Origin of the sequence: Nocardia sp. NBC_01388, from assembly GCF_045040085.1 — a bacterium.
Lineage (GTDB): Bacteria > Actinomycetota > Actinomycetes > Mycobacteriales > Mycobacteriaceae > Nocardia.
In genome coordinates this window covers 490,409-503,346 of the sequence record NZ_CP109553.1, presented here as the reverse complement: position 1 = coordinate 503,346, position 12,938 = coordinate 490,409, and the positions used below count along the sequence as shown (strand labels likewise).

Below are 12,938 nucleotides of genomic sequence, written 5' to 3'. Positions count from 1 at the left end.
TCGGTGTTTCGCTGCTGGTTCTTGGATCAGCCGGCGGCGGTGACCTTTTCGGCGTCGGCCGTGGTCAGTAGCTCCCAGGCGTGTGCGCGACCGGTTTCGGTGTCGTCGAGACCGGCCAGCATACGGGCCAATTCGACAACCCGCTCATCCCGGGTCAGAGCTCGGACGCCGGAATTGACGCCCTTGCCGTCATCCACCTTGTCGACCACCAGGTGGGTATCGGCGAAGGCCGCCACCTGCGGCAGGTGCGTGACCACGATGACCTGATGGGTGCGGGCCAATCGGGCCAGGCGGCGGCCGATTTCGACGGCCGCGCGGCCACCGACGCCGGCGTCCACCTCATCGAAAACCATGGTGGTGCCGTGTTCGGAGCTGGCCAGCACCACTTCCAGGGCCAGCATGATGCGGGAGAGCTCACCGCCGGAAGCGCTCTTGCTCAAGGGAAGTGGCTGTGCGCCCGAATGCGCGGCGAGCCGGAATTCGGCCTCGTCCACACCGGTCGAACCGGCGTGCAATTCCTTGCCGTCGATGGTGAGCGGGGCGGAATCCTGCACTCCGGCGGGCACCGGTTGCACGATGACCTCCAGCCGCGCCCGGCCCATGGCCAGGCCGCCGAGCTCGGTGCTGACGGCGGTGGCCAGCTTGCCCGCGGCCTTGCTGCGCGCGGCGGTGAGTTTGCGGGCGGCCTCACGCACCTTGACCGCCGCGGTTTCGACCTCCGCGGCCAGCGCGGCCAGAGCCTCCTCGGAAACGTCGAGAGAGGCCAGGCGCAGGCGGGATTCATCGGCCCACTTGATGACACCGTCGATATCCGGCGCGTACTTCCTGGTGAGCGTCTTCAGTTCGGCCTGCCGGGTGAGCATGGAATCGAGCGCGCCGGGATCGGACGGCAGATCCGAAAGATAGGAGCTGAGTTCGGTGGTCAGGTCCACCACCACCGAAATGGCCTCGCCCAGACGGGGAGCCAGGCCCACGAGGGCCGGATCATCGGCGGCCTCCATGCGCGCGCGGGCGGTGCCGAGCAGATCCAGCGCACCCGAACCCTCGCCGGGCGTGTCCGAGGGACCGGCGAGCGCATCGTGCGCCGTCGACGCCGCCTCGCGCAGCGAATCCAGATCCGAGAGCCGGTGCACCTCGGCGACTAGGCGCTCGTCCTCACCGGGTTCCGGTGCGATGGCATCGATTTCGTTCAGCGACTGGGTCAGATGATCGGCCTCGAGCGCCAATTCGCGGCTGCGGGCGGTGCGCTCGACCAATTGATTGCGTGCGTCCAGCCAGACCCGGCGTACCTTCTGATACTTCTTCAGCAGTCCGGCAACCGAATCGCCGGCGAACTGATCGAGTGCGTGCAGTTGCTGATCCGGGCGCTGCAGGCGCAGCTGATCATTCTGGCCGTGCACCGTCAGCAGCGGTGTCGTGAAATCCGAGAGCACCGAGGCGGGGACGCCGCGGCCGCCCAGATGCGCGCGGGACCGGCCGTCACTGCCCACCGTGCGGACGGCGATGATGCTGCCGTCGTCATCGCGTTCGGCGCCGGAGGATTCGAGTACCTCCTCGACCTCGGCAATGGCCCCCTCGTGGACATCGTCCACGGTGAAGCGGCCTTCGACCACCGCGCGGGAGGCGCCCAGGCGCACCCGCCCCGGATCGGCGCGGGCCCCACTGAGCAGGTGCAGGCTCGTCACCACCATCGTCTTGCCCGCACCGGTCTCACCGGTCAAAACGGTCAAACCCTCATGGAATTGCGCGGTGGCGGTGGAAATTACGCCCAGCCCGTCAATCCTGATCTCTGTCAGCACTCGTGCTCTCCGTTCGGCGGTTATCTATCTCGCCTGCACTCGGACGCTCCGTGGTTACACGGGCTGCCGCCTCCGCGCCTGACCGCGCAGACGGGCGGCCTCGCCAGCCTGTCACGGGCAACTGGAACTTGCGCACCATCCGGTCTGCGAACGGTGCGGAATCCAACCGCACGTAGCGCACCGGCTCGGCCCCGCGGACCGCCTCGACCCGGCCGCCCCGCGGCAGTGCGAGGGTGCGTCGGCCGTCGAGGAAAACAATGGCATCATGGCCGGTGGCAACGGTTTCCACCGCGATCCGCGACGCCGGACTGGTGACCAGCGGACGCGCGAACAGCGCATGGGCATTGCTCGGAATCACCAGCAGCGCTTCGAGTTCCGGCCACACCACCGGACCGCCGGCGGAGAAAGCATAGGCCGTCGAACCGGTCGGCGTGGCGATCAGCACCCCATCGCAGCCGAAGGCCGACACCGGGCGACCGTCCACCTCGAGCACCAATTCGAGAACGCCCATGCGCGCGGCGTTTTCGATACTCGCCTCGTTCAAGGCCCAGCCGCGCTCGACGATCACATCGTCCACGCGCACGCTGACATCGATGGTCATGCGCTGCTCGAGCGTGTAATCGCGCCGAACCACCTGCGACAGCGCCTCATCCAGATGTTCGGCCTCGGCCTCGGTCAGAAAACCGATGCGGCCCAGATTGATTCCCAGCACCGGCACCGACGCATCACGCGCCAATTCGGCGGCGCGCAGGAAGGTGCCGTCACCACCGAGCGCGAGCACCATCTCGCAGCCGACACCCGCATCCGGGCCGTGCGGCATGATGCGCACCGGATAGCCGACGGCCTCGCTGGGCGTGTCGAGATCGAAACGGGTGCTGTATGCCTCGTCCTCGAGCACGCGCAGGCCGATGCCCGCCTCATCGAAGATCTTGGCCACCCGATGCGCGGTTTCGGTGATCTCGGTGCGACCCGGATGCGCGACCAGCAGGATCTCCCGCCCGGTCTCCCGCGAATTCACTGTGGTCCCTCCTCCACCGCCCGCTCGATCGATGCCGCTACCCGAGCCTGCTCCTCCGCACTGTAAACGGCGGACGCAGAGCTCGCAGCGGACACCGTATCGCTCGGGTCCGACACTCCATCCTTACGCAACCACAGGAAGTACTCGACATTCCCGGACGGGCCCGGCAGCGGGCTCGCCACCACACCGCGGGTCCGCAGGCCCAGCTTCGCGGCGGCGGCGGCCACCTCGCGCACCGTTTCGGCCCGCAGCGCCGGATCCCGCACCACGCCACCGGATCCGAGACGGTCCTTACCGACCTCGAACTGCGGTTTCACCATGGGCAGCAGATCCGCGCCCGGCGCGCAGCAGGCGGCCAGCGCGGGCAAGACCAGGGCCAGGGAGATGAACGACAGGTCGGCGACCACCAATTCGACTGTGCCGCCGATGAGTTCGGGAGTCAGCGCGCGCACATTGGTGCGATCGTGCACCAGCACGCGGTCATCGTTCTGCAGACGCCAGATCAGCTGTCCGTAGCCGACATCCGCGGCCACCACTTCCTTGGCGCCCTTGGACAGCAGCACATCGGTGAAGCCGCCGGTCGACGCTCCCGCATCGAGGCAGCGCTTGTTCTCGACCGAGACGCCCTCGGCTTCGAAGGCCGTCAGCGCGCCCAGCAGTTTGTGCGCGCCGCGCGAGGCCCACTGCACCTCGTTCGGCTCATCGCGCACCAGCAGCGGAGCGCCGGTCTCCACACCGGTGGCGGGTTTGGTGGCAACAGTTCCATTGATGAGGACACGGCCCGCGTCGATCAGCTCGACCGCGTGTTCCCGCGACCGCGCCAACCCGCGGCGAACCAGTTCGGCGTCCACCCGTGCGCGTCTGGCCACCCTAGATCTTGTCCACCGTTGCCAGGGCCTGCACGAGCACCTCGTGCGCCTGCTCCAGAATGCGCGCGCGGCGCACCATATCCGTACCGTCGGAGGCCGAATCCCGGGCGCCCGCCGACAATTCGGTCAGCAGCGCGTCGACATCCGCGCGCACTCGCGCCGGATCGGCGAACTCCTGGGTCGCACCTGGCACATGCTGCCCCGGCAGCGGCATCCCCGGACGGGGTCCCGGGGCGGGAAACGGCGGGTGGGGCGTGGGCGTACTCATGGTGGCGACAACGCTACCCGAACTTGCATTCGAACAGTATCCAGGCCGCGAAGGTTCGGCTCGTGTGTCCGACCGACTCCGCCGCGGGCGGGCGCGCGATACGGAAATCCGGTGGACGGCCCTGGCAGAATCGGGCAAATGGATCGCAACTTCGAAGACCTCGTCGACGAAGCCGACGCCGTCTCGGTAGCCGGCTGGGACTTCTCCTGGCTGGACGGGCGCGCCAGCGAACAGCGGCCGTCCTGGGGGTATCAGCGGCAACAGGCACAGCGACTGGCGAGCGCACAGGCGGCGCTGGATATTCAGACCGGCGGCGGTGAGGTGCTGGCCGAGGCCGCGCACTTCCCGCCGACCATGGTCGCCACCGAATCATGGCCGCCGAATCTGGCCAAGGCCACCCGGCTGCTGCACCCGCGCGGCGCGGTGGTGGTCGCCGATCCGGACGAACCGCCGCTCCCCTTCGCCGACGCGGCCTTCGACCTGGTCACCAGCCGTCATCCCGCAACCCTCTGGTGGGATGAGATCGCACGCGTACTGCAACCGGGCGGAACCTACTTCGCGCAGCATGTGGGCCCGGCCAGTGTATTCGAGCTCGTCGAATACTTCCTCGGACCGCAGCCGCAGGCCCGCACCGGCCGAGACCCCTCGAACGAATCCGCCGCCGCCCGAACCGCCGGCCTGGAAATCGTTCAATGCCATACCGAACGACTCCCCATGCGCTTCAACGATATCGGCGCGGTCGTCTACTTCCTCCGTAAAGTCATCTGGATGGTCCCCGGCTTCACCGTGGCGGCATACCGGGACCGCCTGCGCGATCTCCATCAGCAGATCACCGCCGAGGGACCGTTTGTCGCTCACTCCTCGCGGACACTGTTCGAAGCCCGCAAGCCCGAGTAGCAGTTCACAATCCGAGGGTGAAGTGGTGTGCGGTGATGGCCAGGTGGTGCCGCATGTACAGGCGGTGCGCCGGAGCCCGGTCCAGGGCCACACCGGAATCCAGCTGCACCGCTTCACATTCGAGGTTGACTGCCTCATTCCGAATCCAGTGCATAAGGGTGTCACCGTGGCCGCGGCCACGGGACTGCGGCAGTGTGCTGAGATCGTCGACATAGAGATGACGGCCCCAGGCTGTCGAATACGCGACCCGGAAACCGATGACCGCGACGGCGGTATCGGAAGCATCGTCGAAAATGCCGACCAGCCGATAACCTGCCGGGCGAAGGCGGGTATCGATCAGGTCGACAATGGCGGCGGCGGTTTCCCAGCGGGGGCGCAGCGCCAGCAAGGCCGTAGCGGCCAACTCGGTCTGTCCTGCGGGAATTTCGCGTACTTCGGTCACCGTATCGACGGTAGTGAATGCGGAGTGATGACTACAGGGCCACTTACCGGAAAGTCCGGCAAACCAATTTCGATGGAATGCCGGACCGTGGAAATCACTTATCGGGCGGCAGGCGGAGCCGCGACGGCGATTGCGCGGCCGGGGTGCTTCTGCAGAAGAGCGCCGATGACATCGGCGATATCGCCGTCGCCGGGCGTGATGGGGGCGGTATCGGCGACCGGATAATTCAGGGCGTCAAGGGATTCCGCGATGTAGGTGGGGGGGCGGCCGGGGGGCTGGGTGCGGAGGTCCGCGAGGGTGCTCACACCGGTGAGAACCAGGAAGGATTCGAGGCCGACAGTGTGGGCGCCGTCGATATCGGTGTCGAGGCGGTCACCGACCACCAGGGCCTCCCGGGTGCCGACCCGGGCGAGGGCATCCTCGAGCAGGGGCGCGTAGGGCTTGCCCGCCACAATGGGTTCGAGGCCGGAGGCGGTGCGCAGGGCTGCGACCATGGAACCGTTGCCTGGAGCCAGACCACGCTCGTTCGGGAGTGTCGCATCGGTATTCGCGGCCACCCAGAGCGCGCCGGCGCGCAAGGCGTACGCGGCCTCGGCCAGATCCGGCCAGGCCGTCTCCGGAGAGTGGCCCTGCACCACGGCGGCGGGGGCGACACCGTTGAAACGGCGAACCGGCTGCAGGCCAACGGCAGTCATCTCGGCCGCGAGATCATCGGTGCCGACCACGAGTACCGACGCACCCGGCTCGAGACGGGCCGCGAGCAGATGGGCGGCGGCTTGCGCGCTGGTGACGACATCGTCTTCGCCTGCGGTGAAACCGATTTCGCGCAGATGCATCACCACGGCGGCGGCGGAACGACTGGCATTGTTGGTGACATAGGCCAGACGCTGCTCCGGTGCACCCGAAAGCACTTCCGGCGCACCGGGAATCACCTCGTGCCCGCGATACAGGGTGCCATCCAGATCCAGCAGCAGTGCGCCGAACCGATCCCGTAGCCGCATAACGACGCCTCTCTCACACTTCTTCGCCCGAAACCGATCGGCTGGCCGCCCCTTACAGGGACGGCCAGCCTACTAGGTCGATGCCACGACCAGATCTCGCATGCGGCCGACTACTTCTTGCTGTCGACGTCCTCGGCCTTGTCCGCGGCCTCGGTGTCGACCGGGGTCGCGGTGGCGGATTCGGCGACCGGCTCAGTGCCGCTGGGCTTTTCGGCCTCGTCGGCGCTATCGGAGTTGTCAGCGCGGTCCGTCTCGTCGACGCTGTCTGACTTGTCAGCGCCGTCGGACTTGTCCGCACTGTCGGACTTCTCGGTCGATGCGGCAGCGGCCGGCACCACGTCCGAGTCGTCGTCATCCTCGTCGTCGAAGTCGTCCGCTTCCGCGAAGTCGTCCTCGTCGTCTTCGGCATCCGCGTCTTCGTCGTCCTCGGTGCCGTCGTTCACGGCGGCGGTCCAGTCCGACTCGTCGTCCTCGCCGGATTCGGCCCCGTCGGCCACCGCGGTGGTCCACTCCGAATGGCCGGATCCACCCTCGGCCAGATCCGCAGCGCGGTCCTCGGCATCGGTCTCACCCTCGGTATCAGCGGACGCGGCGTTCATGAACCAGGTCAGCGATTCCTCCGCCCGACCGGCGGCCAGCAGGGCCTCGGCATAGGCGTAGAACAGGCGCGCGGAAGCCGAACCCGTCTTGGACGGATCCAGTTCCGTGGTCTGCAGGCTCACCACGGCCTGGTCGTACTGACCGAGATCCATGCGGGCGCCGGCAACCACAATGCGCAGCTCGGTGGCCTCGTCGCCCTTCAGCAGGCGGGCCTCATCGCTGCGGCCCAGTTCGATGGCACGCTCGGGACGGCCGAGGCCGCGCTCGCAATCGGCCATGACCGCGAGCAGACCGGCGCCGCCGGACATGCGTCGCGCGGTACGCAGCTCGGACAGCGCCTCCGCCCATTCACCGGCGTGGTAGGCCGCGACACCATTGGTCTCACGCACTACCGCAATACGACCGGCACGCTGACGGGCCGCACGAGCATGCTCGAGAGCCAGCTCCGGATCCTCATCCAGCAGCTGCGCCACCATGATGAGGTGCCGGGCCACGGAATCGGCATTGGTCTTGTCCAGGCTCAGCAGATCGCGGCGCACAGCGGGCTCGAGATCCGAGGCCTGCACCTCCTCCGGCAACTCCGGCTCATCCGGGCGACTCGCACGGCGTTCGCCACCACGGGAATCGCCGCCGAAGCGCGCACCCTCGCCGCCACGACGACGGTCGGACGAATCGTCACGACCGGCGAAGGACGAACGCTCCGGGCGCTCGGAACGCTCCGGGCGCTCTACGCGGGCAGGACGCTCGCTCCGGTCGGGACGCGCCGCGTCGTCACGGGCGGGACGCTCGGAACGGTCGCGATCCGGACGCTCCGCACGATCGCGGTCCGGGCGGTCAGCACGGTCACGAGCGGGCCGGTCGGCACGGTCACGGTCCGGGCGGTCGGCACGGTCACGATTGAAACCGCCACCCGAGCTCGGCCGGTCGGCACTGAAACCACTGCGGCCGAAGGTCTTTCGCTCATCACGATCGCCTTCACGACGCTCGCCACGATTGAAACCACCGCGCTCACCGCTACTGCTGTCGCGATTGAATCCACCACGATCGCCACCACGGCTGTCACTGCCGCGGTTATCGCTGCCACGGTTGAATCCACCACCGCTGTTGAACCCACCACGGCTGTCCCCACCGCGGCTATCGCCACCACGATTGAAGCCACCGCGCTCACCGCTACTGCTGTCGCGATTGAATCCACCACGATCGCCACCACGGCTGTCACTGCTGCGGCTATCGCCACCGCGGTTGAAACCGCCGCGATCACCACCACGGCTATCGCCCCGGCTGTCACTGCCACGGCTATCGCCGCCACGGTTGAAACCGCCGCTACGGTTGTCGCCACCGCGGCTATCGCTGTCGCTGCTGCGATTGAAACCGCCGCCGCTCGCGCCGCCACGGTTGAAACCGCCGCGATCACTGTCACGGCTTTCACTGCGGTTGAATCCACCGCGCTCGCCACCCCGGCTGTCGCCGCGACTGTCGCTGCTGCGGTTGAACCCACCACCACTATTGCTATCGCGGTTGAACCCGCCCCGGCTGTCCCCACCGCGGCTATCGCCACCACGGTTGAACCCGCCACGGTCACTACCAGCGCTTTCACCGGATCGGCGGAATCCGCCACGGTCATTGTCACGGCCTTCGCCGGACCGGTTGAACCCACCGCTACGGCTATCGCTGCCACGGCTGTCGCTGCTGCGATTGAAACCGCCACCACTCGCACTGCCGCGGTTGAATCCACCGCGCTCACCGCTGTTGCTGTCGCGGTTGAAGTTGCCACGGCTGTCGCCACCGCGGCTGTCACTGCTCCGGTTATCGCTGCTGCGGTTGAATCCACCGCGACTGCCGGAATTGCTGTCCCGGCTCTCGCCACGGCCGAAACCGCTGCGGCCGCCGTCGCGACCCTGGTTCTCACGATTGGAGCCGCCACGGCCGAAGCCGGCGCTGCCACTGTCACGGGTGCCTGCGTTATCGCGGCCGCCCTCTCGGTTGAAGCTGCCACCTCGGCTGCCTTCACTCCGATTGGAGCTACCACGGTCGCTGTCTCCACGACCCGTGCTACCGCGCCCGGCGTCCCGCCCGCCGTCACGATTGAAACCACCGCCGCTGCTGCTTCGATTGAAGCCCGACTTGCCCTGGTCACGCCGATCGCCCGAACTATTGTCGCGCGCCGGCCGGCTGCTGCTGCCCTCACCGGATCCGCCGCTACGGCGGAAAGGTTTACGGTCGTCGCTCTGCTCCGCCACGGTGATCCCTCTCTATAGTTTGCCTGCGGTACCCGGCCCGCGGCGCTGGCGCGCGTGAGGGTTGGCGGCACAGCCCGCCACCACAAATTCAATCACGCGCCGCTGAGCGTCCAGGCGGCACCGGGTCTAAAACGACGAAAGGGGACCCAACATGTGGGTCCCCTTTCGTGAAGGATGTTCCGGCGGTGTCCTACTCTCCCACACCCTGTCGAGTGCAGTACCATCGGCGCAGGTGGCCTTAGCTTCCGGGTTCGGAATGGGACCGGGCGTTTCCCCACCGCTATAGCCGCCGTAACTCTATGAAACTGTCACATTCCATGTGCCAGAAGAGGATTCGAGGGCCTTGCCCTCGAACACCCATAAGAGTGATCGAGGCAAAAACCTCGGATATCCGCCTCCGGGGGTTCAGGGATTCGACCCCCTGAAACACCGTCACACAGAATTGTGTGTTGTTTCAGATACCGCACAGTGGACGCGTAGCTTCTTTGTTGGTAAGTCCTCGGCCTATTAGTACAGGTCACCTGCACCCGTTACCGGGCTTCCAGTTCCTGCCTATCAACCCAATGGTCTGTTGGGGGCCTTAACCTATCAAGTAGGTGAGAAACCTCATCTTGGAACAGGCTTCCCGCTTAGATGCTTTCAGCGGTTATCCCTTCCGAACGTAGCAAACCAGCCGTGCCCTTGGCAGGACAACTGGCACACCAGAGGTTCGTCCGTCCCGGTCCTCTCGTACTAGGGACAGCCTTCCTCAAGTTTCTGACGCGCGCGGCGGATAGAGACCGAACTGTCTCACGACGTTCTAAACCCAGCTCGCGTGCCGCTTTAATGGGCGAACAGCCCAACCCTTGGGACCTACTCCAGCCCCAGGATGCGACGAGCCGACATCGAGGTGCCAAACCATCCCGTCGATATGGACTCTTGGGGAAGATCAGCCTGTTATCCCCGGGGTACCTTTTATCCGTTGAGCGACACCGCTTCCACTTGCCGGTGCCGGATCACTAGTCCCGACTTTCGTCCCTGCTCGACCTGTCGGTCTCACAGTCAAGCTCCCTTGTGCACTTGCACTCGACACCTGATTGCCAACCAGGCTGAGGGAACCTTTGGGCGCCTCCGTTACATTTTGGGAGGCAACCGCCCCAGTTAAACTACCCACCAGGCACTGTCCCTGAACCAGATCATGGTCCGAGGTTAGAAGTCCAATACGATCAGAGTGGTATTTCAACGATGACTCCACGAACACTGGCGTGCCCGCTTCACAGTCTCCCACCTATCCTACACAAACCGTACCGAACACCAATACCAAGCTATAGTGAAGGTCCCGGGGTCTTTTCGTCCTGCCGCGCGTAACGAGCATCTTTACTCGTAATGCAATTTCGCCGAGTCTGTGGTTGAGACAGCTGAGAAGTCGTTACGCCATTCGTGCAGGTCGGAACTTACCCGACAAGGAATTTCGCTACCTTAGGATGGTTATAGTTACCACCGCCGTTTACCGGGGCTTAAATTCTCAGCTTCGCCCCAAAGGGCTAACCGGTCCTCTTAACCTTCCGGCACCGGGCAGGCGTCAGTCCGTATACATCGTCTTACGACTTCGCACGGACCTGTGTTTTTAGTAAACAGTCGCTTCTCACTGGTCTCTGCGACCTCACCCAGCTCCCGGAGCAAGTCCGTTCACCAGACAAGGCCCTCCTTCTCCCGAAGTTACGGAGGTATTTTGCCGAGTTCCTTAACCACAGTTATCTCGATCGCCTTAGTATTCTCTACCTGACCACCTGTGTCGGTTTGGGGTACGGGCCATGTACCAGCTCGCTAGAGGCTTTTCTCGGCAGCATAGGATCACTGAATTCGCCTCAATCGGCTACGCATCACCTCTCAGGCTACATGTTGTGCGGATTTGCCTACACAACGCCCTACAGGCTTACACCCGGACAACCATTACCGGGCCCAGCTACCTTCCTGCGTCACCCCATCGCTTGACTACTACCAGCAGGGTCCTGTGCAGCCGTTCCCCCTCTCGCCCGAAGGCTCGATAAGGAAACTTTTGGACAGTTAGCACACTAGATTCGCCATTGGGCGCGGATACACGGGTACGGGAATATCAACCCGTTGTCCATCGACTACGCCTGTCGGCCTCGCCTTAGGTCCCGACTCACCCTGGGCGGATTAACCTGGCCCAGGAACCCTTGGTCATTCGGCGGACGAGTTTCTCACTCGTCTTTCGCTACTCATGCCTGCATTCTCACTCCCATAGCCTCCACGGCTGGATCACTCCGCCGCTTCCCTGGCTACAGGACGCTCCCCTACCCATCCACACTCCTGGCCCGAAGGCGGGATAATGTGTGAATGCCGCGGCTTCGGCGGTGTACTTGAGCCCCGCTACATTGTCGGCGCAGGATCACTTGACCAGTGAGCTATTACGCACTCTTTCAAGGGTGGCTGCTTCTAAGCCAACCTCCTGGTTGTCTTCGCGACCCCACATCCTTTTCCACTTAGTACACGCTTAGGGGCCTTAGCCGGCGATCTGGGCTGTTTCCCTCTCGACTACGAAGCTTATCCCCCGCAGTCTCACTGCCACGCTCTCACACACCGGCATTCGGAGTTTGGCTGACTTCGGTAAGCTTGTGGGCCCCCTAGGCCATCCAGTAGCTCTACCTCCGGTGTGAAACACGTGACGCTGCACCTAAATGCATTTCGGGGAGAACCAGCTATCACGGAGTTTGATTGGCCTTTCACCCCTACCCACAACTCATCCCCTCAGTTTTCAACCTAAGTGGGTTCGGGCCTCCACGACGTCTTACCGTCGCTTCACCCTGGCCATGGGTAGATCACTCCGCTTCGGGTCCATAGTGTGCGACTGAAGGGCGCCCTATTCGGACTCGCTTTCGCTACGGCTACCCCACACGGGTTAACCTCGCCACACACCGATGACTCGCAGGCTCATTCTTCAAAAGGCACGCCATCACCCCACAACACCGAAGTGCGAAGGCTCTGACGGATTGTAAGCGCACGGTTTCAGGTACTATTTCACTCCCCTCCCGGGGTACTTTTCACCTTTCCCTCACGGTACTAGTCCGCTATCGGTCACCAGGTAGTATTCAGGCTTATCGGGTGGTCCCGACAGATTCACAGCAGATTTCACGGGCCCGCTGCTACTCGGGTACTCATTACAAGAGAGAACGCGTTTTCGTCTACCGGACTCTCACCGTCTACGGTTGGCCGTCCCAGACCAATTCGACTAACGCGATCTTTTCTGACTCTTGCTCAGTTCGGCAGAACCAAGAAAATGAGCCCCACAACCCCGCATAGACAACGCCTGCCGGCTATCACATCTACACGGTTTAGCCTCTTCCGCTTTCGCTCGCCACTACTCACGGAATCACTGTTGTTTTCTCTTCCTGTGGGTACTGAGATGTTTCACTTCCCCACGTTCCCTCCACACGCCCTATATATTCAGGCGCGGGTAACACGACATCACTCGTGCTGGGTTTCCCCATTCGGACATCCTCGGATCTCAGCTCGGTTGACAGCTCCCCGAGGCTTATCGCAGCCTCCTACGTCCTTCATCGGCTCCTGGTGCCAAGGCATCCACCGTACGCTCTTACACACTTACTAACAAAGATGCTCGCGTCCACTGTGCAGTTCTCAAACAACACACAAAACCCGATCTCGATTGCGACACCAGCAGAAACTCGGTAAGAGTCGCCCGGTATGTTGCGGACCAGATTTTGTCGTTATCTTGCCTGGAAAGAAAGACTTACGTCTGTTCTTTCAGGACCCAACAGTGTGCCGATATATCACTCGCCGGCC

Annotated in this window: 8 protein-coding genes, 2 rRNA genes and 1 pseudogene; 1 reads left to right on the top strand and 10 read right to left on the bottom strand. The window is 64.3% G+C overall.

Features of this window, described 5'->3' with window-relative positions; genetic code table 11:
• Window positions 1-26: 26 nt before the first annotated feature.
• Genes recN through OG716_RS02330 form a run of 4 tightly spaced genes read right to left on the bottom strand, consistent with a single transcriptional unit; the run spans window position 27 to window position 3,954 of the window.
• Window positions 27-1,799, bottom strand: coding sequence for a DNA repair protein RecN (gene recN, locus OG716_RS02345; protein WP_405136051.1), 1,773 nt, complete (start codon window positions 1,797-1,799; stop codon window positions 27-29).
• The gene (locus tag OG716_RS02340) at window positions 1,777-2,850 is read right to left on the bottom strand and encodes an NAD kinase (protein WP_405139466.1); all 1,074 of its coding nucleotides are present in this window, start codon (window positions 2,848-2,850) and stop codon (window positions 1,777-1,779) included. Before OG716_RS02340 ends, recN begins: the two co-directional genes overlap by 23 nt.
• On the bottom strand, window positions 2,814-3,686 hold the full coding sequence (locus tag OG716_RS02335) for a TlyA family RNA methyltransferase (protein ID WP_405136050.1): 873 nt from the start codon (window positions 3,684-3,686) through the stop codon (window positions 2,814-2,816). Before OG716_RS02335 ends, OG716_RS02340 begins: the two co-directional genes overlap by 37 nt.
• Window position 3,687: 1 nt before the next feature.
• Window positions 3,688-3,954, bottom strand: coding sequence for a hypothetical protein (locus tag OG716_RS02330; protein WP_405136049.1), 267 nt, complete (start codon window positions 3,952-3,954; stop codon window positions 3,688-3,690).
• Between the two features lie 138 nt (window positions 3,955-4,092).
• On the opposite strand from OG716_RS02330, the gene OG716_RS02325 reads away from it, so the two are divergent.
• Window positions 4,093-4,851: a class I SAM-dependent methyltransferase gene (locus tag OG716_RS02325; RefSeq protein ID WP_405136048.1), complete on the top strand. Its 759-nt coding sequence runs from the start codon at window positions 4,093-4,095 to the stop codon at window positions 4,849-4,851.
• A 4-nt stretch (window positions 4,852-4,855) separates the two neighbouring features.
• On the opposite strand, the gene OG716_RS02320 is transcribed toward OG716_RS02325, so the two are convergent.
• The 6 genes and pseudogenes from OG716_RS02320 to OG716_RS02295 all read right to left on the bottom strand — a co-directional run bounded on the left by OG716_RS02320 (window position 4,856) and on the right by OG716_RS02295 (window position 12,743).
• Window positions 4,856-5,293 carry a GNAT family N-acetyltransferase gene (locus tag OG716_RS02320; protein ID WP_405136047.1) on the bottom strand — a complete coding sequence of 146 codons (438 nt, stop codon included), beginning with the start codon at window positions 5,291-5,293 and terminating at the stop codon, window positions 4,856-4,858.
• A 98-nt stretch (window positions 5,294-5,391) separates the two neighbouring features.
• On the bottom strand, window positions 5,392-6,294 hold the full coding sequence (locus tag OG716_RS02315) for an HAD-IIA family hydrolase (RefSeq protein ID WP_405136046.1): 903 nt from the start codon (window positions 6,292-6,294) through the stop codon (window positions 5,392-5,394).
• Window positions 6,295-6,830: 536 nt separating this feature from the next.
• Window positions 6,831-7,556 (bottom strand): annotated as a pseudogene (locus OG716_RS02310) (hypothetical protein); the annotation flags it as partial.
• Window positions 7,557-7,621: 65 nt separating this feature from the next.
• The gene (locus OG716_RS02305; protein ID WP_405140298.1) at window positions 7,622-8,989 is read right to left on the bottom strand and encodes a hypothetical protein; all 1,368 of its coding nucleotides are present in this window, start codon (window positions 8,987-8,989) and stop codon (window positions 7,622-7,624) included.
• Window positions 8,990-9,311: 322 nt separating this feature from the next.
• Window positions 9,312-9,428: ribosomal RNA gene (gene rrf / locus OG716_RS02300) — 5S ribosomal RNA — on the bottom strand.
• Between the two features lie 193 nt (window positions 9,429-9,621).
• Window positions 9,622-12,743, bottom strand: a 23S ribosomal RNA gene (locus OG716_RS02295).
• Window positions 12,744-12,938: the final 195 nt, after the last annotated feature.

Coding starts and splice junctions, on each gene's coding strand:
- OG716_RS02330 (WP_405136049.1), bottom strand. CDS start 3,954: ATGAGTACGCCCACGCCCCACCCGCCGTTTCCCGCCCCGGGACCCCGT.
- OG716_RS02325 (WP_405136048.1), top strand. CDS start 4,093: ATGGATCGCAACTTCGAAGACCTCGTCGACGAAGCCGACGCCGTCTCG.
- OG716_RS02315 (WP_405136046.1), bottom strand. CDS start 6,294: ATGCGGCTACGGGATCGGTTCGGCGCACTGCTGCTGGATCTGGATGGC.